Origin of the sequence: Loktanella sp. D2R18, assembly GCF_003318235.1 — a bacterium.
Classification (GTDB): Bacteria; Pseudomonadota; Alphaproteobacteria; order Rhodobacterales; family Rhodobacteraceae; genus Yoonia.
In genome coordinates this window covers 1-22546 of sequence record NZ_QOCG01000019.1, presented here as the reverse complement: position 1 = coordinate 22546, position 22546 = coordinate 1, and the positions used below count along the sequence as shown (strand labels likewise).

25 protein-coding genes are annotated in these 22546 nt (G+C 55.7%); 14 read left to right on the top strand and 11 right to left on the bottom strand.

The window, feature by feature from the left end; genetic code table 11:
• Positions 1–25: 25 nt before the first annotated feature.
• A complete protein-coding gene (locus DS901_RS10395) occupies positions 26–715 on the bottom strand; it encodes a hypothetical protein (protein WP_113776881.1) in 690 nt (229 codons plus the stop codon).
• Between the two features lie 144 nt (positions 716–859).
• Here DS901_RS10395 and DS901_RS10390 point away from each other — a divergent pair, with 144 nt between their 5' ends.
• Complete coding sequence (locus DS901_RS10390) at positions 860–2008, top strand: helix-turn-helix domain-containing protein (protein WP_113776880.1); 1149 nt, start codon at positions 860–862, stop codon at positions 2006–2008.
• A 31-nt stretch (positions 2009–2039) separates the two neighbouring features.
• Here the strand turns inward: DS901_RS10390 and DS901_RS10385 are convergent, their stop codons facing one another.
• Positions 2040–2834 (bottom strand): protein-disulfide reductase DsbD domain-containing protein, encoded by a 795-nt coding sequence (locus tag DS901_RS10385; RefSeq protein WP_309472528.1) that lies wholly within the window; start codon positions 2832–2834, stop codon positions 2040–2042.
• Between the two features lie 110 nt (positions 2835–2944).
• Between DS901_RS10385 and DS901_RS10380 the strand changes: the two genes are divergently transcribed.
• Positions 2945–3514 carry a YqgE/AlgH family protein gene (locus tag DS901_RS10380; protein WP_113777017.1) on the top strand — a complete coding sequence of 190 codons (570 nt, stop codon included), beginning with the start codon at positions 2945–2947 and terminating at the stop codon, positions 3512–3514.
• On the opposite strand, the gene DS901_RS10375 is transcribed toward DS901_RS10380, so the two are convergent.
• Positions 3511–4071 (bottom strand): TlpA family protein disulfide reductase, encoded by a 561-nt coding sequence (locus DS901_RS10375; RefSeq protein ID WP_113776879.1) that lies wholly within the window; start codon positions 4069–4071, stop codon positions 3511–3513. The two genes, DS901_RS10380 and DS901_RS10375, sit on opposite strands and share 4 nt — an antisense overlap.
• Positions 4072–4084: 13 nt before the next feature.
• On the opposite strand from DS901_RS10375, the gene argH reads away from it, so the two are divergent.
• From argH to DS901_RS10355, 5 genes are all read left to right on the top strand, one after another.
• Entirely contained in the window at positions 4085–5473 is a 1389-nt protein-coding gene (argH, locus tag DS901_RS10370) for an argininosuccinate lyase (protein ID WP_113776878.1), read from the top strand.
• Entirely contained in the window at positions 5470–5643 is a 174-nt protein-coding gene (locus DS901_RS18755) for a hypothetical protein (RefSeq protein ID WP_181820834.1), read from the top strand. The genes argH and DS901_RS18755 overlap by 4 nt, the downstream gene beginning before the upstream one ends.
• The gene (locus tag DS901_RS10365) at positions 5643–5981 is read left to right on the top strand and encodes a DUF2834 domain-containing protein (RefSeq protein ID WP_113776877.1); all 339 of its coding nucleotides are present in this window, start codon (positions 5643–5645) and stop codon (positions 5979–5981) included. The genes DS901_RS18755 and DS901_RS10365 overlap by 1 nt, the downstream gene beginning before the upstream one ends.
• Before the next feature lie 72 nt (positions 5982–6053).
• Positions 6054–7331 (top strand): diaminopimelate decarboxylase, encoded by a 1278-nt coding sequence (gene lysA / locus DS901_RS10360; protein WP_113776876.1) that lies wholly within the window; start codon positions 6054–6056, stop codon positions 7329–7331.
• 34 nt (positions 7332–7365) lie between these two features.
• On the top strand, positions 7366–9939 hold the full coding sequence (locus DS901_RS10355; RefSeq protein WP_309472529.1) for a TIGR02302 family protein: 2574 nt from the start codon (positions 7366–7368) through the stop codon (positions 9937–9939).
• Positions 9940–9942: 3 nt separating this feature from the next.
• Here DS901_RS10355 and DS901_RS10350 read toward each other — a convergent pair whose 3' ends face one another.
• The gene (locus tag DS901_RS10350) at positions 9943–10818 is read right to left on the bottom strand and encodes a zinc-ribbon domain-containing protein (protein ID WP_113776874.1); all 876 of its coding nucleotides are present in this window, start codon (positions 10816–10818) and stop codon (positions 9943–9945) included.
• Between the two features lie 166 nt (positions 10819–10984).
• Between DS901_RS10350 and DS901_RS10345 the strand changes: the two genes are divergently transcribed.
• Genes DS901_RS10345 through DS901_RS10330 form a run of 4 tightly spaced genes read left to right on the top strand, consistent with a single transcriptional unit; the run spans position 10985 to position 13854 of the window.
• Positions 10985–11659, top strand: a complete 675-nt coding sequence (locus tag DS901_RS10345; RefSeq protein WP_113776873.1) for a cell division ATP-binding protein FtsE — start codon at positions 10985–10987, stop codon at positions 11657–11659.
• Positions 11656–12528 (top strand): cell division protein FtsX, encoded by an 873-nt coding sequence (locus tag DS901_RS10340; RefSeq protein ID WP_113776872.1) that lies wholly within the window; start codon positions 11656–11658, stop codon positions 12526–12528. The genes DS901_RS10345 and DS901_RS10340 overlap by 4 nt, the downstream gene beginning before the upstream one ends.
• Entirely contained in the window at positions 12525–13256 is a 732-nt protein-coding gene (locus DS901_RS10335) for a lysophospholipid acyltransferase family protein (protein ID WP_113776871.1), read from the top strand. Before DS901_RS10340 ends, DS901_RS10335 begins: the two co-directional genes overlap by 4 nt.
• Positions 13246–13854 (top strand): pyridoxamine 5'-phosphate oxidase family protein, encoded by a 609-nt coding sequence (locus DS901_RS10330; protein ID WP_113776870.1) that lies wholly within the window; start codon positions 13246–13248, stop codon positions 13852–13854. The genes DS901_RS10335 and DS901_RS10330 overlap by 11 nt, the downstream gene beginning before the upstream one ends.
• Here DS901_RS10330 and DS901_RS10325 read toward each other — a convergent pair.
• Both DS901_RS10325 and DS901_RS10320 read right to left on the bottom strand, forming a co-directional pair.
• Positions 13838–14533: a M50 family metallopeptidase gene (locus DS901_RS10325; RefSeq protein WP_113776869.1), complete on the bottom strand. Its 696-nt coding sequence runs from the start codon at positions 14531–14533 to the stop codon at positions 13838–13840. The genes DS901_RS10330 and DS901_RS10325 overlap by 17 nt on opposite strands.
• Positions 14534–14538: 5 nt before the next feature.
• Entirely contained in the window at positions 14539–15501 is a 963-nt protein-coding gene (locus DS901_RS10320; protein WP_113776868.1) for an acetyl-CoA carboxylase carboxyltransferase subunit alpha, read from the bottom strand.
• A gap of 138 nt (positions 15502–15639) precedes the next feature.
• Here DS901_RS10320 and DS901_RS10315 point away from each other — a divergent pair, with 138 nt between their 5' ends.
• On the top strand, positions 15640–16473 hold the full coding sequence (locus DS901_RS10315; protein WP_113776867.1) for a hypothetical protein: 834 nt from the start codon (positions 15640–15642) through the stop codon (positions 16471–16473).
• A 10-nt stretch (positions 16474–16483) separates the two neighbouring features.
• Here DS901_RS10315 and DS901_RS10310 read toward each other — a convergent pair whose 3' ends face one another.
• From DS901_RS10310 to smpB, 5 genes are all read right to left on the bottom strand, one after another.
• A complete protein-coding gene (locus DS901_RS10310) occupies positions 16484–17440 on the bottom strand; it encodes an L-malyl-CoA/beta-methylmalyl-CoA lyase (protein ID WP_113776866.1) in 957 nt (318 codons plus the stop codon).
• A gap of 136 nt (positions 17441–17576) precedes the next feature.
• Positions 17577–18761 carry an amino acid aminotransferase gene (locus DS901_RS10305; protein WP_113776865.1) on the bottom strand — a complete coding sequence of 395 codons (1185 nt, stop codon included), beginning with the start codon at positions 18759–18761 and terminating at the stop codon, positions 17577–17579.
• Complete coding sequence (sseA, locus tag DS901_RS10300) at positions 18761–19627, bottom strand: 3-mercaptopyruvate sulfurtransferase (RefSeq protein ID WP_113776864.1); 867 nt, start codon at positions 19625–19627, stop codon at positions 18761–18763. The genes DS901_RS10305 and sseA overlap by 1 nt, the downstream gene beginning before the upstream one ends.
• Positions 19628–19796: 169 nt before the next feature.
• Complete coding sequence (locus tag DS901_RS10295) at positions 19797–20078, bottom strand: hypothetical protein (RefSeq protein WP_113776863.1); 282 nt, start codon at positions 20076–20078, stop codon at positions 19797–19799.
• 115 nt (positions 20079–20193) lie between these two features.
• Positions 20194–20667 (bottom strand): SsrA-binding protein SmpB, encoded by a 474-nt coding sequence (gene smpB, locus DS901_RS10290; RefSeq protein ID WP_113776862.1) that lies wholly within the window; start codon positions 20665–20667, stop codon positions 20194–20196.
• A 109-nt stretch (positions 20668–20776) separates the two neighbouring features.
• Between smpB and DS901_RS10285 the strand changes: the two genes are divergently transcribed.
• Both DS901_RS10285 and DS901_RS10280 read left to right on the top strand, forming a co-directional pair.
• Positions 20777–21220, top strand: a complete 444-nt coding sequence (locus DS901_RS10285) for an ion channel (RefSeq protein WP_113776861.1) — start codon at positions 20777–20779, stop codon at positions 21218–21220.
• On the top strand, positions 21217–22398 hold the full coding sequence (locus DS901_RS10280; RefSeq protein WP_113776860.1) for a winged helix-turn-helix domain-containing protein: 1182 nt from the start codon (positions 21217–21219) through the stop codon (positions 22396–22398). Before DS901_RS10285 ends, DS901_RS10280 begins: the two co-directional genes overlap by 4 nt.
• Positions 22399–22546 lie beyond the last annotated feature (148 nt).

Here is a 22546-nt window from a genome sequence, read left to right as displayed (position 1 = left end):
GATGCGACAGGTTACCTGAAGCGGCCTAATGGCTAGCAGCCAAGGGTTGACGCCGACGGAGTGTTTTCCAAAGCCAATACAGCATCAGAAGCATAATTGTCAGTTCAGGGAGCGATAACACACCGGAACGTTGCACCGCCTCAGGAAACGCCGTAGCACCCGGTCCGGTGAATGCTGATCCGGCCGCGATGAAAAAGCCGATACACATCCGCAATAGATGCTGCGCGATCCGCTGTTTATAGGAAATTTGCGCCCCAAACACCATGCGTACATCACCACCCAAGGCAATGGCGGACATACCAAATAAAAAGAAGTAATCAGACGCAGCGAAGCCAAACAAGCGCGCGTCTGGTAGTGTCGTGGCATACCAGCCAGCGGTGACAAGACTTGCCGCGTTCACGAAATTTATCCCAGCGATGATGAAGAAAAATTGTTTGGCGCGGCGCACATGAATGCGCACAGCGAGCACGCCGCTTGTCACCAAGGTCGCCCCAAGAACACCGGCATGGAAGGTGATCCAGAAGGTTTCATATTTCAATGCGCCCAGCACCGCACCAAGCACGGATGCCAGCCCCATGCTTATGACAAAAATGCGGCCTGCGCTTACGTGGGTCTTGCGCCCTTTGCGCGATCCAAGGGCGATGGCGCCGGTAACAACAGCTAGAATACCAAGTGCGACATGTGCAATCAGTGTGACGAAATCGAAGGTGGGCATAGCGTAGACTTTCAAAATGGGTTGATTTCGCCCAGTTGTGCGCAGTCTTATGATGTCCTGTCGTCCGCGCATGACGGCGAGGACATTTCTCTTCAATTTATTTGACCACTGGGTCGCGTTGATAAGGGTGTTGAAACCAGCATAATGAGCGGAATGGAAAACGCAGCTGTTCTGACCCTCGCCGGGCTTTGTCTTGGCACCGCCTTGACCGGGCTTATTGCCGTCTTGTTGGGGCAGGGCAGTCGGCGCGAACGGCGCAGCATCGGGGCGGTCTACATCGCATTTATTGGGATGACCGCCCTGCCGCTGGTCCAAACTTTTGCCGCAGGTGCGGTGACCAATTACATGCCGCTGTTGTTATTCATGCTACTGATACTCCCACCTGCTTTTTATCACTACGTCGCAGCCAAGACGGCCAAAGTGTCACCTCCGGGGCTCCTCTGGCGTGATAAAGCGCTGCCAGTCACTGGCGGCGTTGTGTGTGTTGGGTTTTGGATTCTACCGGCACCAGCCAAAACAACATTGTTTATTTCAGGTGAGCTGCCTCCGGGGATGTTGCCGGCTGTTCTAACCGTAGCAACGTTTGCGCTGATCATGATCTGGTTGATTGCCTCTTTCGCCTACCTGGTCGCAATCTTGCATAGGCTTGCGGCCTACCGGGCCCATATCCGGCAACTTTATTCAGACGTCGAAAAACGAGACTTGCGCTGGGTCGATGTGGTGATGGTTTTGCTCGTTTTGATCTGGGCCACGGGGGCGGCTTCGCTCGCAGATGACAACCTCGCCGGGGGCAATTTGTTCATCGAAGAGCTGTTTCTTGCGCTCATTGCTGGAGGCTTGTTGTCTTTGAACGTCTTTGTGCCAATCACACCACCAGCCCCGCGCTCTGTCGTTGAAGAGGACACGCCGGAGGTCAAATATGCCCGCTCAGCGTTAACTGATGCGCACAAGGCGACCCTTGCCGCCCGGCTTGAGGCAGCGATGCGCACAGATACACTTTATCTCGACCCTAGTTTGTCGCTGCAAAAACTGGCACGGCACGTGGGTGCGCTTCCAAACCAAGTGTCACAAACATTGAACCAAGAAATCGGTGCATCCTTCTTTGACTATGTTGCGCGTTGGCGGATCGAGGCTTCGAAACCACTGATAATGGCAGGTGACGCATCGGTGCTGACCATCGCGCTCGCGGTTGGCTTTAACTCGCGCTCGGCATTTTACAAGGCGTTCAAGCGTGAAACTGGCATGACACCAAAAGGCTATCAGAATGCTATTCCGGGTGAGTTAATGACGTAAAGGTCAAAGTGACCTTATGTGAAATCCGCGTCTAGGTGCCTGTGCAGCCCCGAATTTCAACGGCTTGATGTCCGTTTAGTACGGTGATTGTCATCTGTGACCGGTCCAATCCAAAGGCGTTGCCCGCATTATGTACCATGTCAACACTGGCGCGTAGCTGGTTGCCTTGGCGGTCGACTTGCGCTTGCGAGACCCAGATATTGGCGTCAGCGGTTTCCACCACAACGACTTCTTCCCCGCCAAGAGGCGCAAGGTCAAAGGCTGTCGTGACCCGCAAACCGTCGCTGATCGGGTCAATGGCGCAGGTTACGTGATCAATACCTGCCTCGGCTTGGGTGAGCGGGCGATCAACCAATGCGGCGGTAATGGCGCTATCGCGGCTGCCGCTTGCGGGAAGCGAAGCATCGAATTCAAGACTGACCGGAATGCAAATTTCTTCGCAAACGCCAATATCTATGTGACCGCTGATCTGCATGGGTTGGTCCGGGGCGTCGCTGTGCACTGTGAGCGGAAAGACCACGCTGTCGTGGTACCCGATGGTTTGCATCCCGGCACTGTCAAAGATTTCTGGCGTCGGCCAGTGGGGGGCGATTGCAGTGATGTTTTGCGATCCGTTAAAGGAAAACATCGGTGGGATGCCCGCATCACCGGGGGCCCGCCAATAGGTTTTCCAACCCGGTGCAAGCGTGATCCGCAGTCCTGCGACATGATCGCCATTGGCCTTGCGCCAACCGGGCAGAACCTCGATTTGGGCAAGATCATCATATGGTCCGGCTGTGGCCGCACCAGTCAACGCCACAAGGGCAAGGGGGATCAGTGTTTTCATTCGCATGGCACGTTCATTATGCATTTGCGCTGCAATAGGAAGTCACATTCAAGCGATCCGATGCAATGTGGGGCTTGCATTGAGTCCGTATGTTGAACAATTTGTCCGACATGAAAGAATTAGATACAAATATGACGGGTAAGCTGCTGATCGCGATGCCCGGAATGGATGACCCGCGGTTTGCGAAAAGTGTTATCTATATGTGCTCTCATTCGGATGATGGCGGCATGGGGTTGATCGTGAATAAGCCGCAGGCAGATTTGCATTTTTCGGACCTGCTGGATCAAATGGGAATCAATAAAGCGGCAGGGGTGCGCGACATTCGGGTGCATTTTGGGGGACCAGTGGACCAAACACGCGGGTTTGTTTTGCATTCGAACGAATACGCAGCGGCCACGGGGACACTTAACGTTGCCGATGAAATCTCGATGAGCGCGACACTGGATGTGATCGAAGATATTGCCAGTGGCACGGGGCCAGACACGTCAATGCTGGCGTTGGGCTATGCTGGCTGGGCGCCGGGGCAGCTTGAAGCCGAAATTGCCCACAATGGCTGGCTGACCTGTGATGCGCGCAGCGATATCGTGTTTGGCCGCGCGAATGAGCACAAATGGGTAGGCGCGCTGAAGCACATGGGGATTGATCCGCTGTTACTGTCGGATACTGCCGGGCGGGCCTAGGTCCCGCCTGCGATCAGCGCCTGCATCACGGCGACCGCGCTATCACTGGACCAATCTGCCTCACCTTGCATGCGTGCGATTTCATTGCCTTCGCGGTCCAGTACGATGGTTGCAGGCAGCCCCAACACCCCCATGCTGCGCGATAGCGATTGGCGTGGGTCAACGTGTTTGGGCAGGTTATCAACGCCGATTTCGCCAAAGAACTGGTTGATCGCAGGGGCGGGGTTGCGCCCGGTCGCGACGGTGACCACTTGCATATCATCGCCGCCCATTTGCGCCTGAAGCGCGGCCAGTTGCGGCATTTCTTGACGGCAAGGTGCGCACCACGTCGCCCAGAAATTCAGGACAACAAACTGTCCTTCATAGGCTGCGAGGGTCATTTCTGCACCGGTTTCGGTCAAAAAAGGCGCGTCAGAACCTACGACGGTGGTTTCATGGAACATCAGCTTGCGCATATTACCTTCGCGCAGGGCCTCAATCGCGGACATATCGGCGTGGGCCGTGTTTGCAACAACGGCAAGGGCCGTATAAAGCAGGGCTGACTTTAACTTTCGCATAGGCTTTTTCCTCATGACCAAGACCGCAAATACGATGTGGGGCGGACGTTTCGCCGCCGGACCAGACGCGATTATGGAGGCGATTAATGCCTCAATCGGGTATGATCAGCGCCTTGCGCCGCAAGACATCGCGGGATCGCTTGCCCATGCCACCATGTTGGCTGCCACAGGCATCATCACAGATACCGATGCCGCGGCGATTAAGGAAGGCTTGGTCACCGTATTGTCAGAGATTGAAACAGGAAATTTCACATTTTCTGCCGCGCTTGAAGACATCCATATGAACGTCGAATCGCGGCTGAAGGAAATTGTTGGCGAACCTGCGGGCCGTTTGCATACGGCGCGGTCACGCAATGATCAGGTTGCCGTCGACTTTCGGCTTTGGGTACGTGATCAATGTGATCTGGCGGATGCGGCACTTGCCGGTCTGCAAAAAGCGCTTTTGGGACAGGCCGAAGCCGGGGCCGATTGGGTCATGCCCGGTTTTACACATCTGCAAACCGCGCAGCCCGTCACTTGGGGTCATCACATGTTGGCGTATGTTGAAATGTTTGACCGTGACAGGTCGCGCTTTGCGGATGCGCGCAAACGGATGAATACATCGCCATTGGGTGCTGCAGCGCTTGCGGGTACGTCTTTCCCGATTGATCGTGAAATGACAGCTAAAGAGCTTGGTTTTGATCGCCCGATGACGAATTCATTGGACGCCGTGTCTGACCGCGATTTCGCGCTCGAATTTCTGGCGGCAAGCAGCATTTGTGCGATGCACCTTTCACGCATGGCCGAAGAACTGGTGATCTGGTCATCAGCGCAGTTTCGGTTCGTGAAGATGTCAGACAAATGGTCCACGGGATCATCGATCATGCCGCAAAAGCGCAACCCCGACGCCGCCGAGCTGATTCGCGCCAAGATTGGCCGGATTTTCGGCGCCAATGTTGCATTGATGACCGTAATGAAGGGTCTGCCGCTGACCTACTCTAAGGATATGCAGGAAGACAAAGAACAAACCTTTGATGCGGCTGACAATCTGATGCTCGCGCTGGCGGCAATGTCGGGCATGGTTGCCGACATGACGGCCAATCGCGAAAGCCTAAAACAGGCGGCTTCTAGCGGGTTTTCAACGGCTACGGATCTTGCCGATTGGCTCGTGCGCGAACTTGGGCTACCTTTCCGGGATGCGCACCATGTGACCGGGTCGCTTGTCGCGATGGCCGAAGGCAAGGAATGTGATCTTCCTGATCTGACGCTAGAAGATATGCAAACGGTTCACGCGGATATTCGCGCAGATGTATTCGACGTATTGGGCGTCGAAAATTCGGTCGACTCGCGGATGAGTTTGGGCGGCACTGCCCCTGCACAAGTCCGCGCCCAAGCCGCCTATTGGAGAGAGAAATTAAAATGAAGAATATTGCATTGATTTTGGCCATTGCTGCCCTTGCCGGTTGTGGCGCTGACGGCGCGCCGTGGACACCGTCTGCCAACGTTGGCATTAACGCGGGTACCGGTGGCGTAAGCACATCAACATCATTAGGCGCGACAAACGGTACAGTCTCTATAGGCGCGAACCTTTAATGCGTTTCGTCTTCCTGATCCTTGCGATTTGGGGTGCCGTGCATCCGATGTATTTCTTTGTGCAATGGTTTCTGGCCGAAGGTTGGAGCCTCTTTGCGCTGGTGGATGCTTGGCGCGCCAATTTGGCATCGACAGGTTTGACGTGGGACCTTGTGATCAGCGCCGTGGTGCTGATCATATGGATATTGTCCGAAGTCGCGAAAACACGTAATTTGCGCAGCCTGTGGGCAGTTGCTGCAACGATCTGCATTGGGGTGAGTTGTGGTTTGCCGCTCTATCTTTATCTACGCAACCGTGTGGTTTATGCACGCGACGGTTCCATAAATCGCAACCTTTAGGCTGTAAATCAGGGTTGGTCTTTGGGGCTGATCTGCTATGTCCAAGACTGATTTTGGACAAGGAAGACCGGTTTGGACCATTTTTTGTATCGTGACGGCGCGCTTTACGCCGAAGATGTGCCCATCGCTGACATTGCCGCTGCAGTAGGCACCCCGTTTTATGTGTATTCGACCGCAACACTGAAACGTCACTTTACCTTGTTTGATGATGCTCTGTCTTGGGGTGATCATCTGGTCTGTTTTGCGATGAAGTCGCTCTCTAATCAGGCTGTCCTGAAAATTCTTGCCGATCAAGGCGCGGGGATGGATGTTGTGTCCATCGGTGAATATCTGCGCGCCAAGGCCGCTGGCGTCCCCGGCGACCGGATTGTGTTTTCGGGCGTTGGCAAAACCGCTGACGAAATGCGTCAGGCGTTGGAAGGTGGTATTCGCCAGTTCAATGTCGAAAGCGAGCCTGAGATGATCATGCTTGATAAGGTCGCGCAATCACTGGGCACAGTTGCGCCAATCACCGTGCGGGTGAACCCTGATGTAGATGCCAAAACCCATGCCAAAATCGCAACGGGTAAGTCTGAAAACAAATTTGGCATCCCAATTTCGCGCGCGCGCGACGTTTATGCGATGGCCGCAAACTTGCCGGGCCTCAAGGTGATCGGGATCGATGTGCATATCGGATCGCAACTAACCGAACTTGCCCCATTTGAAGCCGCTTATGCCAAGGTCGCAGAGCTGACTGAACAGCTGCGCGCCGACGGCCATGAAATTACCCGCCTAGATTTGGGTGGCGGTTTAGGCATTCCTTACACGCGGTCAAATGACGCCCCACCTTTGCCGACAGATTACGGCGCGATGGTGCAACGCGCTGTTGGTCATCTGGGCTGCGAGATTGAGATTGAGCCGGGCCGCTTGATTGCGGGCAATGCCGGGTTGCTCGTGTCCAAAGTGATCTATGTAAAGTCCGGCGAAGACCGCGAGTTTTTGATCATTGATGGCGCGATGAACGATTTGATTCGTCCCGCGATGTATGAGGCATGGCATGATATCGTGCCTGTGGTTGAACCCGCACCGGGCTGTGAGCCCGCCAAATACGATATTGTTGGCCCGATCTGTGAAAGTGGCGATACCTTTGCCAAAGCGCGTGAAATGCCTGCGGTTGCAGCGGATGATCTGATCGCGTTCCGCTCAGCGGGTGCATATGGGGCTGTGATGGCTTCTGAGTACAACTCACGACCGCTAATCCCCGAAGTTTTGGTGGATGGTGATCAATTTGCGGTTATCCGCCAACGTCCGACCTATGAAGATATGATCGCGCGCGATACACTCCCACCATGGCTGTCGACGCCAGACTAAAGGGAGAGCCCCGCTGACCGACCCAAGCGATCACCTGCGCCATCTGCGGCTGCCGATTACGCTCACGCAGGCGGGAATGTTGGCCGAGCAGCTTATGCGGGCGTTCTGGCCTCTATGGACAGTGTTGTTATTGATTCTTGCTACTATGATGATGGGCTGGCATGAAACAATGCCGCTTGAGCTGTTTTGGGCCGCCGTTGTCGTCAGCGCGGTTGCGACGTTTAGCACGTTGTTTTGGGGGCTACGCTGGTTTCGGGTTCCCTCGAGACTGGAAGCGATTGCGCGTGTTGATGCCGCCATGCCGGGCCGCCCGATTGCGGCCATTGCCGATACCCAAGCGATTGGCGGCAATGACCCCGCATCAACCGCCGTGTGGCAGGCGCATCTGGCCCGTATGGCGGAACGTACCAAATCGGCGCATGCGATCGAACCAGATCTGAAGTTGACGGATCGTGACCCTTACGGGCTGCGGTTTATGGCGCTTTTGTTTTTTGTCGTGGCGCTTTTGTTCGGATCACTTTTGCGGATTACATCGGTGGGCGATGTGGTTTCGGGAAGCAATGATACCCTTCTTGCGGGCCCGGTCTGGGAAGGCTGGGTCGAACCGCCAGCATACACAGGCAAACCTGCGATCTATTTAAACGATGTGCCTGCTGGCGGTTTGTCTGTCCCCACGGGCAGCCAAGTCACGCTGCGGTTATACGGTGAAGTTGGCGCACTGACCTTGGCTGAAACCGTGTCCGGGCGCACGGGCGAGGTCGCCGCGGCGTCCGAACCGCAACAGAAATTTGATATCACCCAGTCTGGTACATTGTCAGTATTGGGCGACAATGGGATCGCATGGGACATCACCGCAATCCCAGACGAGCCCCCAGAGGTAGAACTAACCGGGCCGATTGAAGCGGATGCAATGGGCGAATTTTCACAACCCTTCATGGCATTTGATGACTACGGCGTCGAAACAGGGACCGCGACGATCACGCTTGATTTGACGCAAGTGCCCCGAGAATACGGGCTGACGATCGACCCCGATCCGATTGATCCATTGGTGATCGACCTGCCGATGCCTTATACTGGATCGCGTACCGATTTTGATGCGCTGCTGATTGATGACCTGAGCGAACATCTCCTCGCCAATCTTCCGGTTACGATGCAAGTTCAGGTCGTGGATGCGGCTGGACAGGTGACAGATGCAATGGCCGAGAAGATGATCCTGCCGGGGCGCCGGTTTTTCCGCCCCTTTGCGAAGGCAGTGATCGAACAGCGGCGCGACCTGATGTGGTCCAAGGCCAACGTCGTACGTGTGAATCAGGTGTTGCGTGCGATGACGCACCGGCCTGATGAACTTGGTATCGAAGAGACATCGTATTTACGCTTGCGCACAATCATTCGCCAATTGGATCGGATGTCCGAATTCGGCATGAATGATGATGGGCAGGCCGAGATTGTGCAGGCGCTGTGGGATTTGGCCGTGCAGCTTGAAGATGGGCGGCTAGCGGACGCGCGCAAACGACTTGAACGGGCGCAAGAACGGCTGGCAGAAGCGATGCGCAATGGTGCATCGGACGCCGAAATTGCCGAGCTGATGCAAGAGCTACGCGAAGCGACAGATGACTATATGCGCTTGCTTGCCGAAGAATCAGAGCCGAGCAATGGCACGGATCAGGCCGACAACAGCGAAAATGCCACAGAACTGTCCATGGATGAAATCCAAGCCTTGATGGATCGCATCGAAGAGCTCATGCAAGAAGGCCGCATGGCCGAAGCTGCAGAGCTGATGGAACAACTTAATGAGCTGATGGAAAACATGCGCGTCACCCAAGGCGAAGGCGGCGACGGCCCGCAAACGCCGGGTCAGCAATCAATGCAAGACCTCGCGGAGACCCTGCGCGATCAAGAAGAACTGTCAGATGATGCCTTCCGCGAGTTGCAAGAACAGTTCAATCCCGCCCCCCAAGGGCAGCAACCCCAGCCGGGGCAGCAAGGCGAGCAAGGTCAAGACGGCACCGAACCGGGTGAGCAACAGGGCCAGCAGGGCGAGCAGGGGCAAGAACCTGGCAATAGCGGATCAGGCGGTGACACCGGCGAAGATGGTCAAGGTGGCGGCCAGAGCCTTGCCGAACGTCAGCAAGCGTTGCGCGATGAATTGCAACGGCAACGCGATGGGTTACCAAGCTTGGATGGCGAAGCCGGCGAAATTGCACGCCAATCGTTAGAACAGGCAGAAGGCGCGATGGACGGGGCCGAAGAGGCGCTGCGCAACGGCGATTTGGCCGAAGCAATCGATCGCCAAGCCGAGGCAATGAACGCCTTGCGCAATGGTATGCGTGAATTGGGGCAGTCCTTGGCAGAAAACGGGAATGACGATCCAGGCCAAGGCACCGAACAAGGCGAAGCATCAGGACGGCCCGTGCCGGGGGCACGCGATCCTTTGGGGCGCGAAATTGGTAACACGGGGCAATCCGGGACCGAACAAGAATTGCTAGGCGGCGTGGATGTTAATCGACGCGCCGAAGAGCTGCTGGATGAAATCCGGCGCCGATCAGGCGAGCAAGAGCGCCCAGAGATCGAGCGCGACTACCTGCGCCGCTTGCTCGATCAATTTTAGCGTTTACTCTGACGGTGCGGCAGGCGCTGCCGGTGCCGTGCTTTCAACCGCAGGGCCGGGCACGGCGGGTTCAGTTGGTTCTGCCGCTGATCCGGTGTATTCTGCAATTAGGCCACGCAGCGTCTGGAACTGGTCGTTCAACCACAGCCGCAGGTTATCCATAACTTCGATGTATGCTGCCATGGGTTCCGCCACCTGCGGGAACTTTGCGACGATTTGATCCGCAAAGATATAGGGCGCAATCGCGAGCGCGATCAAAATAAGCATAAAGGAAAAGCCGCGACGGAAACCGCGGCGCTGCACGACTTCTTGTTGTTCGGCGTCGGTTAGATTGGCGCCATCGCCAGATTGCGACCGGGTGCGTAGCTGTTGGTTGATTTCATCAATGCTTGGCACGGTGCGCATGTTTGTGTCATCAGATACGGCGCCTGTTGCGGCGGCGGCTACAGCCGCGGGCGCATGCGTATCTTCTTCGGCCATCATTGAAATGCGGCGGCGCGTTTCTTCAGCGGTAACCGGGTCATTGCGACGGGGTTCAGCAGGCGTTTCAGCGGCGGGCTGTGTTTGCTCCGCGACTTTGGCTTCGGCGGCGGCTTGTTCGCGCGCGGCTTCCTGGCGCAAGATGTCTGCGATAGAAGAATCGAGGGGTTTGCGTTTAGTAACTGCGTTTTCGACCTGTGTTACGACCCGAGATTGCGCGGCAGGGGCAGCGGTTGGGGTGTGCGCAGCAGGCGCTACGACACTGGCCGCTTCGGCGGGCTTTTCGGTTTGGAACCATGTGTGCGAACAGCTGGAACATTGCACATCGCGCCCACCGGCGGGAATTGCGTCGCTGGACACATCATATTGTGCATTACATTTGGGGCAAATTAGCCGCATTATTCTTATCCTTCAGCCCGAAAAACAATTACTCAATTCACAAAACTGCCTGTAATCTAACAATAATCGGGACAAACGCAAAGCATTTGCTCGAATGTGATCCGGGCGGTCATTGTATCCTCACGTTGATTTAGGCAATACAGGCGCATGACGCAAAGGAAAAGCCGTGATTGAATTGGATAATGTGTCCTATGGCCACGGGGGCACAGCCCTTTTTTCCCAATTATCCCTAACACTTGCACCAGGTTCGTTCCAGTTTTTGACGGGGCCTTCTGGTGCGGGAAAGACCACGCTGTTGCGGCTGTGTTACGCCGATTTGCAGGCGCAACGCGGCAAAGTTCGGCTGTTTGGGCAGGACGCGCACACGCTTGATCGCGACGCGGTGGCGATGTCCCGCCGACGCATTGGGGTGGTTCACCAAGATTGCCAGTTCCTTGATCACCTGAGCGTCGCTGAAAATATTGCGCTGCCTTTGATTGTGGCTGACCGTGTTTCTGAGGCCAGTGAAAATCTCAAGGAATTGTTGACTTGGGTCGGACTTTCCAAGCAATCAGGGCAGTGCCCGCCCGAACTGTCCGGCGGCGAACGCCAGCGCGCCGCACTTGCGCGCGCGGTGATCATGTCGCCTGATGTAATTATCGCGGATGAGCCGACCGGCAATGTCGATTGGGAGATGTCGCAGCGGTTGCTGGCCTTATTGGTTGAGCTTAACCGGATGGGCAAGACCGTGCTGATCGCGACCCATGATCTAGCGATGATCCGATCGCTGAAATCTGACGTCGATGCGCGAATCTTACGGTTGAAAGACGAGCAATTGACCAGCGCGGGGGCGGTTCTATGAAACTGCTTTTGGACCTAATCATCGGTGATCCGCAGGCGGATCGGGTGGTTCCGCCAACAGGGCTAACCGCGCGGCTGACCATATTTGTAGCCGCGGTCATGGCGTTTTTAGCGGTGATTGCACTGGCGCTTTCGATGTCTGCGGGACGTGTTGCGGACCGTTGGGCCGATGAATTGGCGCAAGCGGCGACACTGCGGCTTCCCGCGGATACCGACTCGCTGCAAAAAGCCCTGCAAATTCTAGAAACCACACCGGGTGTGGCTAGCGCCCATGCGCTTACCGCTGATGAACAAGAGGCTTTGCTGACCCCGTGGTTCGGCACAGAAATACCGCTTGATAGTTTGCCGATACCTCAGCTGATAGAAGTGATCGCAGATGATCCGCCCTATGATCCGGCCGGGCTTCAGGCGCGGTTTGACGCTGAAATTCCCGGAGCCGTCTTTGATGATCATGGCGATTGGCGCGATCCGCTTTTGGCGGCCGCCGCGCGTGTGCGGTTGATTGGGTGGCTGGTGATTTTGCTGATTGCTGCCTGCGTTGCGGCGATGATCACGCTTGCGGCCCAAGCCTCGCTTGCCGCGAATGTGCAAGTGATCCGGGTGCTACGCCTTGTTGGCGCGCGTGATGTCTATATCGCGCGCGCTTTTGTGCGACGTTTTACGTTGCGTGCAGGAGCAGGCGCAATTGCTGGCGTTGTAATGGGCGTGATTGTGGTGCAGATTTTGCCCGATGGCGGCGGTTTTTTTGCCGAGATCGGTTTTTCGGGCGTGGGTTGGATGTGGCCCGTGCTTATTCCACTACTCGCGGCAGGCGTCGCGTTTTTCGCCACCCGGGCGGCGGCAATGACAAGGTTGAAGGAACAAACATGAGCTATGCAATCCAATGGCTGCGGTCCCTTATTTTCGTTGGCCAGATGTATGTTGCAATGTTGGTCGTTGGGCTCTTGTTTTTGCCTGCGGCAATTGTTTCGCGGCGCGGTGCCATTGCCGCTTGCCATACCTACGTGCGCTATGTGCGTTGGTCTGCGTCATGGATGATTGGGCTCAAGTGGGAAGTGCGTGGCACGCCGCCGACTGACGAAGTCATGGTTGCCGCGAAGCATCAGTCTTTTATGGATGTTTTGGCGATTTACGGGGCGATTCCACGCGGAAAATTCATCATGAAAGCGATCCTAAAGTACGCACCGATCATTGGTCAGTTTGGTCTGCGTATTGGATGTATTCCGGTCAACCGTGGCAAACGGGGGGCCGCGATCAAGCAAATGTTGGACGATGTGCAAGCTGGGCGCGCGTTGCCCGGTCAGCTTATTATTTATCCCCAAGGCACACGGATCGCGCCCGGGGCAAAGGCAAAGTATAAAATAGGTACAGGCCTTTTGTACCGTGAATTGGATCAGCCAGTTGTTCCTGTGGCGACGAATGCGGGTATATATTGGCCTAAACGTGGGATTTACCGTAAGCCGGGTGTCGCTATTTTTGAATTCTTGCCGCGAATTGAACCGGGGCTAGAGATCCCGGAGTTCATGGCGCTGCTCGAAGAGCAAATAGAGACAGCGAGTGACCGTCTCAATGCGGAGGCCGGGTTTAATGGTGAATGATACGATTTCGAGTATTGCAGCGCTCGAAGCGCTTTATGGTAAGCCCGGTAAAGCCTCTTTGATTAAAGTCGCGGACCATCTAACGCCACTATATCACAAGTGGATCGCCGCTTCGCGGTTTTGCGTCGTTTCGACCGTTGGGCCCGAAGGGACGGATGGCAGCCCACGCGGCGATGATGGTCCCGTGGTGGCCGTAGCGGACGCAAATACCCTGTTGCTGCCCGATTGGCGCGGAAATAACCGTATGGATACCTTGCGCAATATCGTCGCTGACGGGCGGATTAGCCTGATGTTTTTTGTTCCTGGGTCCAACAATGTGATCAGGGTGAATGGTAGGGCGGTTGTCTCAGTCGATCCTGATTTGCTGGGGCGTTTTGATCAAAAGGGTTGCCAGCCGCGCAGCGTTGCCGTGATCACCGTTGCTGAAGTTTATAGCCAATGCGCGCGTGCCTTGATGCGCGCAGGGGTTTGGTCCGCCAAAGACGAAAGCGCCGACCTGCCCAGTGTGGGGGATATGCTTGCCGAACAAGAAGCCGGTTTTGACGGTGCTGAATACGACGCAAGCTGGGGTGCGCGGGCCGCTAAGACGATGTGGTAGGTTTCCAGGGCAGTGGTAAGTTGCTGTCGCGCCCTAACCCGAAGCGCAGACTAAGCCCGATCAGCCCTACACTGACGAGCAGCCAAATGCCGCCCCAAATCATGGTTGTCCCGCCAAATTCTTCGGCAAGCATCCTCGCGTCTGAACTTAACTGCGCGCGCAGAATTGTATCGCTGACAATATCGTAAGGCACGTAGAACATGCTGCTCAACCCAATGATGCGCAGGCACAGGTCATTGATACCATGCCCGAATTTCCACGCAAGCAAGAGCATGACACCACCTGTCGCCACTGTAAACGACAGCGCAAATGCGCTCCGAATATAGAAGGTGGCGATTAGCAGCATCGCAATACCGAGCCCGGCCATGATTTTGCGGTCGGCTGCCGTACGAAGGGCCGCAATCAATAGGCCCACGCCGATTAGCAGTGACCCAAGGTAGCCCGCAGTGAGCGTGACAAAGCGGTTTCCGCCTCTGGCCCAGACTATGCCACCTTGGTTTTGATTAATCGAAAAGCTTACGACTTCACCACCCGTCAACAGCACGGCAGTGGCGTGGGATGCCTCGTGCAAAAACACGATCAATATCTTGAGCGGTGTCATTACGGGCGTTTGCCATAGCGCAAAGACGATGACCGTCAGGACGATCAATTGCCAATGGCCACGGGCAAACGCACGCATGGTGCCTACGCCGCGAGCCCTTTGGACCCGAGCTTCAGGTATTTGTTCCGGCGATCAGCACGTAGTTTTTTCGCTGATTTTCCGTCAAGTTCGGCCAAAAGCGTAGTCAGTTTTGCACCGACCGCAGCGATTGCTTTTTCCTTGTCGCGGTGCGCACCACCCTTGGGTTCAGAAATGATGGTGTCGCAGACGCCTAGCTCGTTCAGTTCTTTTGAAGTCAGGCGCAGGGCCTCGGCGGCTTCGCGCATTTTGCCGCCGTCTTTCCAAAGGATTGACGCACAACCTTCGGGGCTAATCACTGAATAGATCGAGTTTTCTAGCATCGCGACGCGGTTTGCCGTCGCAAAAGCCACTGCCCCGCCAGAGCCGCCTTCACCAATGATCACGCTGATCAAAGGCACGCCGAGTTCAAGACATTTTTCGGTCGCGCGGGCGATGGCCTCGGATTGGCCGCGTTCTTCGGCCCCTTTGCCGGGGTAGGCACCGGGGGTGTCCACAAGCGTAATAACGGGGATGCCAAAACGGTCGGCCAAATTCATCAAGCGGATCGCTTTACGGTATCCTTCGGGGCGGGCCATGCCAAAGTTACGTTCAATCCGGGATTTGGTATCATTACCTTTTTCATGACCGATCACCATGACGGGCTTGCCGTTGAACCGCGCAATGCCGCCCATGATGGCGTGGTCATCCGCAAAATTGCGGTCGCCAGCCAGTGGGGTGTATTCGGTAAAAAGCGCATTGATGTAATCGATGCAATGCGGGCGCTCAGGATGGCGCGCTACCAGACATTTGCGCCAAGGGCTGAGGTCCGCGTAAAGTGACACAAGTAGGTCAGCTGCCTTTTTATCAAGCGCGGCTGCTTCTTTTTCAACGTCCATTTCGGGATTGTCGCGTGCCATTGCGCGCAATTCTTCTGCTTTGCCTTCAATCTCGGCCAGCGGTTTTTCGAAATCGAGATATTGTGTCATGGGTAGCTCAAACCTTGTTGCGATAGCTCTATGATATATGGCGTAACCTCACCACGTTGGCAACGGGAGGCACGAGGTGATTGCAATTACATCAAAGTTGCGCGACACGAGGCTGTGCATTTCAATATTTTGGAGAAAATGATGCGTATTTTGAACCTCGTAAGTATTTTGGCAATTGTTTCTGCCGCCCCTGCAATGGCCGACGATCTGATTATTGATGGGATCAACTTTGGCAATGATGACGGTCAATGGAGTAATGACGGTGAATGTGATGATCCGCGCTTTACTGGCGCAGGCATGACCACGACACCGTTACTCAGCGATGATGTTTTGCGTGATTCGAGCGATTGTAGCGCGGGCTACCTTGCAGGCACGTTGACGCAAATCGGTGTCGGCGCTGACGGAACCATCGACTTTGGTGATGACAATGGCGAATGGGTTCATGACAACGAATGTGACGATATGCGGTTCATGGGGCCGGGTATGACGTCTACACCACTGTTGAACGACGACATCATGCACGACGCGACCGATTGCCGGACAGCGTTTAATGCGGGACTTTTGACGCTGGTCGAAACCGTGCCTGCGGGGCCTGACCTCGTCATCGACGGCATCAATTTTGGCAATGATGACGGTCAATGGAGCAATGACGGCGAATGTGATGATCCACGCTTTACCGGCGCGGGTATGACGACGACACCGCTGCTATTTGATGACCTGATGCGTGACGCCAGCGATTGTAGCGCGGGCTATGAGGCTGGGACATTATCTCTGATCGGTATTGGCGCTGATGGGGCGGTCGACTTTGGCGATGATAATGGCGAATGGGTCCATGACAACGAGTGCGACGACATGCGCTTTGAGGGACCGGGCATGACAACAACGCCATTGCTGAACGATGATATCATGCACGATGCCACTGACTGTGAGACTGCATTTAACGCAGGCCTTCTGACCGTCGCAGGTCAATAAAACAACCGCGTCAGCCCGCGATCATCTCGGACTGACGCACGATGACTTCGGCTTGCTTGATCGATGCAATATCGACCAAGCGGCCTTTGTAGACTGTGGCGCCTTCGCCGCGGGCCTTGGCCTCTTCCATCGCAGCTAAAATTTCGCGGGCCTCTGTGACGGCTTCTTCTGATGGGGTGAATACCTCGTTGGCGAGCGCGATTTGCTTGGGGTGGATTGCCCATTTGCCGACCATGCCCAATGTGGCCGAACGGCGCGCCTGTGCGCGGTAGCCTTCGTCATCCGAGAAATCACCAAATGGTCCATCTACGGGCAGAACGCCATGGGTGCGGCAGGCGGCGACAATCGCGGTTTGCGCCCAGTGCCAAGGGTCTGAATAGTGCCGTGTGTCGCCTTGCAGCATGTAGTAGTTATCTTGCGTGCCGCCGATGCCAGTTGTCTGCATGCCCATTGAGGCTGCAAAATCCGCAGCACCGAGTGACATCGCAGCAAGACGTGGTGAGCTGGCAGCGATTTCTTCAACATGGGCGATGCCCGCGGCAGATTCGATGATCACTTCAAAGCTGATAGGTTTGCTGCGGCCTTTGGCCGTTTCAATCGCCGTGACCAACGCATCGACGGCATAAACATCGGCGGCACAGCCTACCTTGGGGATCATGATTTGATCCAGTCGGTCGCCTGCCTGCTCCAACAGATCAACCACATCGCGGTACCAATAGGGGGTATCTAGCCCGTTGATCCGTACGCTGAGGTACTTGGTGTTCCAATCAACCGTGTTGATCGCATCAATGATGTTGGCGCGCGCGATTTCTTTATCTGATGGGGATACGCTGTCTTCGAGATCAAGGTTGATCACATCCGCAGCACTTGCCGCCATTTTCGCAAATAGCTTGGTGTTTGAACCTGGTCCAAACAGTTGACAGCGGTTGGGGCGTGCGGGTGGCGTTGGCTGGATGCGGAATGACATGATATTTCCTCGCGTATCAAAATTGCAGAAATCTGCGAGGCTTTGGTATTATGTTGCGCAGCGGATCGCAACAAAAATATGCGCCCGCAGCATTCTTTGCTGCGGGCGCAAAATATCATTAATACTGCGTGATGGATCAGATGCCAGCGTCGACAATCGCTTTGGCAAGAATCGGAACCGTTTGGGCGTTCAGGCCTGCAATATTCATCCGGCTATCACCAACCATATAGATCCCATGCTCCGCACGCAGCTTTTCAACCTTCTCGGGCGATGTACCAAGACGGCTAAACATGCCTCGGTGATCGGCAAGGAAATCGAAACGGTTGCTGTTTGTCAGGCGCTTTAGTTCCGCTGCAAGCTGGGCGCGCAGGTCAAGCATCCCGTTGCGGGTTTCTTCCAGTTCGGCTTCCCAATCGGCGCGCAGAGCGGGATCGTTCAGGATTGTGCTGACGACGCGTGCGCCGTGATCTGGAGGAAACGAATAGTTCTGACGGTTCAAAAACGCGAGCGTTTGCTGCGCAAGCGCCTGTTGGCCAGCGTCTTTGGCGATGGCCAACAAAACGCCTGTCCGTTCGCGGTAAATCCCAAAGTTCTTTGAACAGCTTGCGGCGATCAACACGTTGTCAAAGCTGTTCGCGATCAGTCGAGTGATGGCTGCGTCTTCCTCAAGCCCGTCACCGAAGCCTTGGTAGGCAATATCGACCATGGGCACAGCACCACGTTCTTGCAGCTTGGCAATCACTTGGGTCATTTGGTCCAGGGTCAGGTTTGCCCCGGTTGGGTTGTGACAACAGCCGTGCAACAGCACCACGTCACCTGCAGCCACATCGTCGAGGTCTGTAAGCAGCCCGTCAAAATCAACGCCGCGTGTCGCCTCGTCGAAATAGCGGTAGTCGGCCATGTTCATGCCAAGGTATTTGATGATCGACGGGTGGTTTGGCCATGTTGGGTTCGACAGCCAGACGGTAGCCTCAGGGGCGGCCATTTTGATCAGTTCAAGCGCTTGGCGAATAGCGCCAGTCCCGCCGGGCGTGGCCACAGCCGCCACACGGTCCGCCGCAACGCTATCAGCAAGGACAAGTTCGCGCATGGCTTTGCTAAATGCGGGATCACCGGCCAAACCGGTATAGGCTTTGCTGGTCTGGTCCGCCAAAATCCGGCGCTCGGCTTCTTTGACGGCGCGCATCACCGGGGTGTTGCCGCTTGCGTCTTTATAGACGCCAACGCCCAAATCGACCTTATCGGTGCGCGGGTCGTCTTTGAACTTAGCCATCAGGGCCAAGATTTTATCGGCGGGCAGGGCGGTGAGATTTTCCAGCATTAGGCAGCTCCGGTAGCGATTGGAAGGTCGGCGTACATGCCCCATTCGGACCATGAGCCATCGTAAAGTGAATGATCAGTCTTGCCGATCCGTTCAAGCGCGAGCGATAGGATCGCCGCAGTGACCCCGGACCCGCAGGTGGTGATAATCGGCTTTTGCATATCGACGCCTGCATCGGTGAACACGGTGCGCAGTGCATTCGCGGGCTTCATCGTGCCGTCGGCGTTGAACAGATCTTGATAAAACACATTGCGCGACCCCGGAATATGGCCGGACCGCAGCTCTTCACGGGGTTCTTCGGTGTCGCCGCGGAACCGAGCCGGAGCGCGGGCGTCAACGATATTGTGGTCACGTAGTTTGGCTGCGCGCGCGACCTGTGTGACATCCTTGATCAGATCAGGGCGCGGCTTCACCGTCATATGGCGGTCGCGAATTGTCGCGGGGGTTTTCGTAGTCTTATGCCCATCGGCCAGCCATTTGGGCAGGCCACCGTCCAGTACCGCGATGTTTTCTTGGCCCATGAGGCGAAACAGCCACCAGACACGGGCCGCAGAAAAAAGCCCGCTGCCGTCGTAGACAACCACTTGATGCCCATCACCCACGCCCATTGCCCGCATGCGTGACATGAATTTTTCGACAGGTGGGGCCGTGTGCGGTAACTCGGAACGCTGGTCGCTGACATCATCAATGTCGAAAAAGCGCGCGCCCGGGATATGCGCCTCGTCAAATTCTGCACGCCCATCGCGGCCCGCGTCGGGCAAATACCAGCTTGCATCAAAAATCCGCAAATCTGGGTCTTTGAGATGCGCGGCAAGCCAGTCTGTGCTGACCAGTGTTTTGGGGTCATCGGGCGCAGAGTTTGTCATGGCATTCACCTTTTGTGGCAATCGCCGAAGAGGTAACCTGCGCAGGGAATTATGACAAGTAGAACAGCTGTGATTGGCGGGTTCTGTCTGCGTTTCATCACCCAAATTATAGGCGATACGCGTGTTGTGGCGCCCCAGTACTATGCGGGACGCCATATAAAAGTCTGTGTTAGCTGGACATCTTAGATTTGATCATGCCGGCAATAGCAGTCAAAATCGCCCCACCTCCGGCTCCCCCGGCTACCTGTGTGACCATGCCCATGATGTCACCGCTGCCGCCTGCCGCAGCAGCGCCGCTACCAAGCAATGCGACCAGTTGGCCGCCACCTGCGCCACCAATGAGCCCTGCAACCGTATTGCCAATCGTCCCAAGTGAAAGACCCTTCATTGCCGTCCCGGCGGCATTCCCGCCAACTGCACCGGAAATAAGCTGAATAATCATCTGTTCCATCGATTCTCTCTCCCATATGGATCGTTACGTTTGACGCGTCAGCGCGATCCAAAAGCTGCGCTTGGAGGGGAGGTTAACTACAATTCGACGAACCGCAAAGGGTTTCCTGCCACAGTTAGTCGCCGTGCCGCAGCAGCCGTTGCTTTTGACGGCCCCAGTCGCGCTTCGCTTCTGTCGCCCGTTTGTCGTGGTTTTTCTTGCCTTTGGCGATGCCGATCTTGAGCTTCACCAACCCGCGGTCATTGAAATACATCACCAGCGGTACAAGCGTCATACCCTCGCGCTTGGTCGCGTTCCACAGTTTCGACAGCTCTTTACCGCTAACCAACAGCTTGCGTTTGCGCCTCTCTTCATGGCTGAACATCGCGCGGTCATAGGGGGCGATATAGGCGTTGGTCAGCCAAAGTTCGCTTTCATCCACTGATGCATAGCTATCAGCGATGTTGGATTGCCCAATGCGCAGCGATTTGACCTCGGAGCCATGCAAGATGATCCCGACTTCCAGGTCGCTTTCAATCGCGTAATCATACCGAGCGCGCCGGTTTTCCGCGATGACTTTGTAATTTTTGTTTTCAGGTTTCTTTGCCATAGTCTGGTCGAGATAGGGCATGTTGCAGGGCGGAACAAGGGATTGCCGCTTTGCATTGTGCGTCATGGCGTTATGCTGCAACTTCGCACAGCTTTCAGGACTACATATCATGTTCGTTCAACTTGCCCTTGGCACGACCTTACTTCTTGCGTCCATTTTTGTGGCTGGACTTAGTTTTTGGGCGATGGAGGGGATGACCGTGCGGATGCACCCTTGGCTGACGCGCGAACCACACCGGATCAAACTGATGCTTGTGCTGTGTATCGCGGCCGTGTGGGTGATGGTGCAAATGACCATTGGTGTTTGGATCTGGGCGCTGACCTTACGCGGCTTAGGCGTGTTTGATGCGATGGAACCGGCTGTCTATTTCTCGCTTGTTGCGTTCACCACCTTGGGCTTTGGTGATATTTTGCTTCCGATGGAGTGGCGCCTTTTGGGTGGGTTGGCTGCGGCAAACGGGCTGTTAAATATCGGAATGGTGACAGCTTTGTTGGTCGAGGCACTACGCCAAGTACGCCTACAACAGCTTGCCGTGCGAAAGCCAAAACATTGAACGTTCCGGTTCTTAGCAACATTCAAGCTCGTCATGTTTTCTTGCGAAAACACGGGCTGTCGTCGCGTCCTTCTGGTGCAGGCAAAGGCACTGATCTTGCCGCTGTGATTGACGACCTTGGGTTTGTGCAGCTTGATAGTGTGAACACTTTCGCACGCGCGCATGACCTAATCTTGTGGTCGCGGCGGCAACAGTACCGCCCGACTGGCTTGCAAAACCTACTGCATCGCGACCGCGCTGTGTTTGAACATTGGACCCACGATGCGGCGGCGATACCTATCGCCAGCTTTCCATATTGGCGGATGCGGTTTGCCCGTGATGAGGCCCGGCTTGCGGACAGGTGGAAAGACTGGCGGCGCGACGACTTTATGTCAAAAACCCAAGACGTGATGAACCGCATTTCCGACGACGGCCCTTGCACCTCGGGTCAGGTCGGCAACGATGAAAGCCGTGGGTCCGGGGGCTGGTGGGATTGGCACCCGTCGAAAACTGCGCTCGAATTCTTATGGCGATCCGGGCAATTGTCGGTTCTGCGCCGTGACGGGTTTACCAAAGTCTATGATTTGACCGAACGCGTGATCCCCGAAGCCTACCGCGCCCCACGTCCAGATATACACGATACGATTGAATGGTGCTGCGCCGGTGCGATGGACCGGCTTGGCTTTGCGACAAGCGGTGAATTGGCTGCTTTTTGGGATAACGTCACCCCAGCAGAGGCCAAAACTTGGTGTGCGGACGCCCTTGCAGATGGGCGGATCATTGAAATCGACGTGGCAGGCGCGGACGGCAAATTGCGACGCTCATTCGCATGGCCGGATGTGATGGACCAGATCACAGCGCCCAGCCCGCGCCTGCGTATCTTATCCCCGTTTGATCCCGCATTGCGTGACCGTAAACGCGCCGAACGGCTGTTTGGGTTTCACTACCGGATCGAAATATTTGTGCCCGCGGCCAAACGCAAATACGGCTACTATGTCTTTCCAGTGATTCAAGGCGATCAAATGATCGGACGTATCGACATGAAGCGCGACAAGGACGTGCTGCATGTGAAGACGTTTTGGCCAGAAGCGGGGGTTCGCATGGGGACTGGGCGTGTACGTGCGTTAACACGCAAATTGGAACGGGCGGCTACATTTGGCGGCTGTGATGGGGTCAGTTATGTGGATGGGTGGTTGTAGTAGACGGGTCTTGCGTGCTTGGAGCGATTTCACATCATGAAGCGTTCGACAGCTTTGACCTTTGCGTGACAAACGACCCCAAAGCCGAAAAGCGGACGTTTGCGCAACGCGCAGCGGATGTCAGGTTTGAGCCCTTTCTACTTGATGC

Bases quoted from the DNA above. Each gene is read 5' to 3' on its own strand.
- DS901_RS10310 (WP_113776866.1), bottom strand. From the start codon at position 17,440: ATGTCATTCCGCATCCAGCCAACGCCACCCGCACGCCCCAACCGCTGT.
- DS901_RS10390 (WP_113776880.1), top strand. From the start codon at position 860: ATGAGCGGAATGGAAAACGCAGCTGTTCTGACCCTCGCCGGGCTTTGT.
- DS901_RS10385 (WP_309472528.1), bottom strand. From the start codon at position 2,834: ATGAAAACACTGATCCCCCTTGCCCTTGTGGCGTTGACTGGTGCGGCC.
- DS901_RS10395 (WP_113776881.1), bottom strand. From the start codon at position 715: ATGCCCACCTTCGATTTCGTCACACTGATTGCACATGTCGCACTTGGT.
- DS901_RS18755 (WP_181820834.1), top strand. From the start codon at position 5,470: ATGAAGAATATTGCATTGATTTTGGCCATTGCTGCCCTTGCCGGTTGT.
- DS901_RS10315 (WP_113776867.1), top strand. From the start codon at position 15,640: ATGATGCGTATTTTGAACCTCGTAAGTATTTTGGCAATTGTTTCTGCC.
- smpB (WP_113776862.1), bottom strand. From the start codon at position 20,667: ATGGCAAAGAAACCTGAAAACAAAAATTACAAAGTCATCGCGGAAAAC.
- DS901_RS10380 (WP_113777017.1), top strand. From the start codon at position 2,945: ATGAAAGAATTAGATACAAATATGACGGGTAAGCTGCTGATCGCGATG.
- DS901_RS10335 (WP_113776871.1), top strand. From the start codon at position 12,525: ATGAGCTATGCAATCCAATGGCTGCGGTCCCTTATTTTCGTTGGCCAG.
- DS901_RS10330 (WP_113776870.1), top strand. From the start codon at position 13,246: ATGGTGAATGATACGATTTCGAGTATTGCAGCGCTCGAAGCGCTTTAT.
- DS901_RS10365 (WP_113776877.1), top strand. From the start codon at position 5,643: ATGCGTTTCGTCTTCCTGATCCTTGCGATTTGGGGTGCCGTGCATCCG.
- DS901_RS10295 (WP_113776863.1), bottom strand. From the start codon at position 20,078: ATGGAACAGATGATTATTCAGCTTATTTCCGGTGCAGTTGGCGGGAAT.
- argH (WP_113776878.1), top strand. From the start codon at position 4,085: ATGACCAAGACCGCAAATACGATGTGGGGCGGACGTTTCGCCGCCGGA.
- DS901_RS10305 (WP_113776865.1), bottom strand. From the start codon at position 18,761: ATGCTGGAAAATCTCACCGCCCTGCCCGCCGATAAAATCTTGGCCCTG.
- DS901_RS10340 (WP_113776872.1), top strand. From the start codon at position 11,656: ATGAAACTGCTTTTGGACCTAATCATCGGTGATCCGCAGGCGGATCGG.
- DS901_RS10320 (WP_113776868.1), bottom strand. From the start codon at position 15,501: ATGACACAATATCTCGATTTCGAAAAACCGCTGGCCGAGATTGAAGGC.
- DS901_RS10350 (WP_113776874.1), bottom strand. From the start codon at position 10,818: ATGCGGCTAATTTGCCCCAAATGTAATGCACAATATGATGTGTCCAGC.
- DS901_RS10285 (WP_113776861.1), top strand. From the start codon at position 20,777: ATGTTCGTTCAACTTGCCCTTGGCACGACCTTACTTCTTGCGTCCATT.
- DS901_RS10375 (WP_113776879.1), bottom strand. From the start codon at position 4,071: ATGCGAAAGTTAAAGTCAGCCCTGCTTTATACGGCCCTTGCCGTTGTT.
- DS901_RS10325 (WP_113776869.1), bottom strand. From the start codon at position 14,533: ATGCGTGCGTTTGCCCGTGGCCATTGGCAATTGATCGTCCTGACGGTC.
- sseA (WP_113776864.1), bottom strand. From the start codon at position 19,627: ATGACAAACTCTGCGCCCGATGACCCCAAAACACTGGTCAGCACAGAC.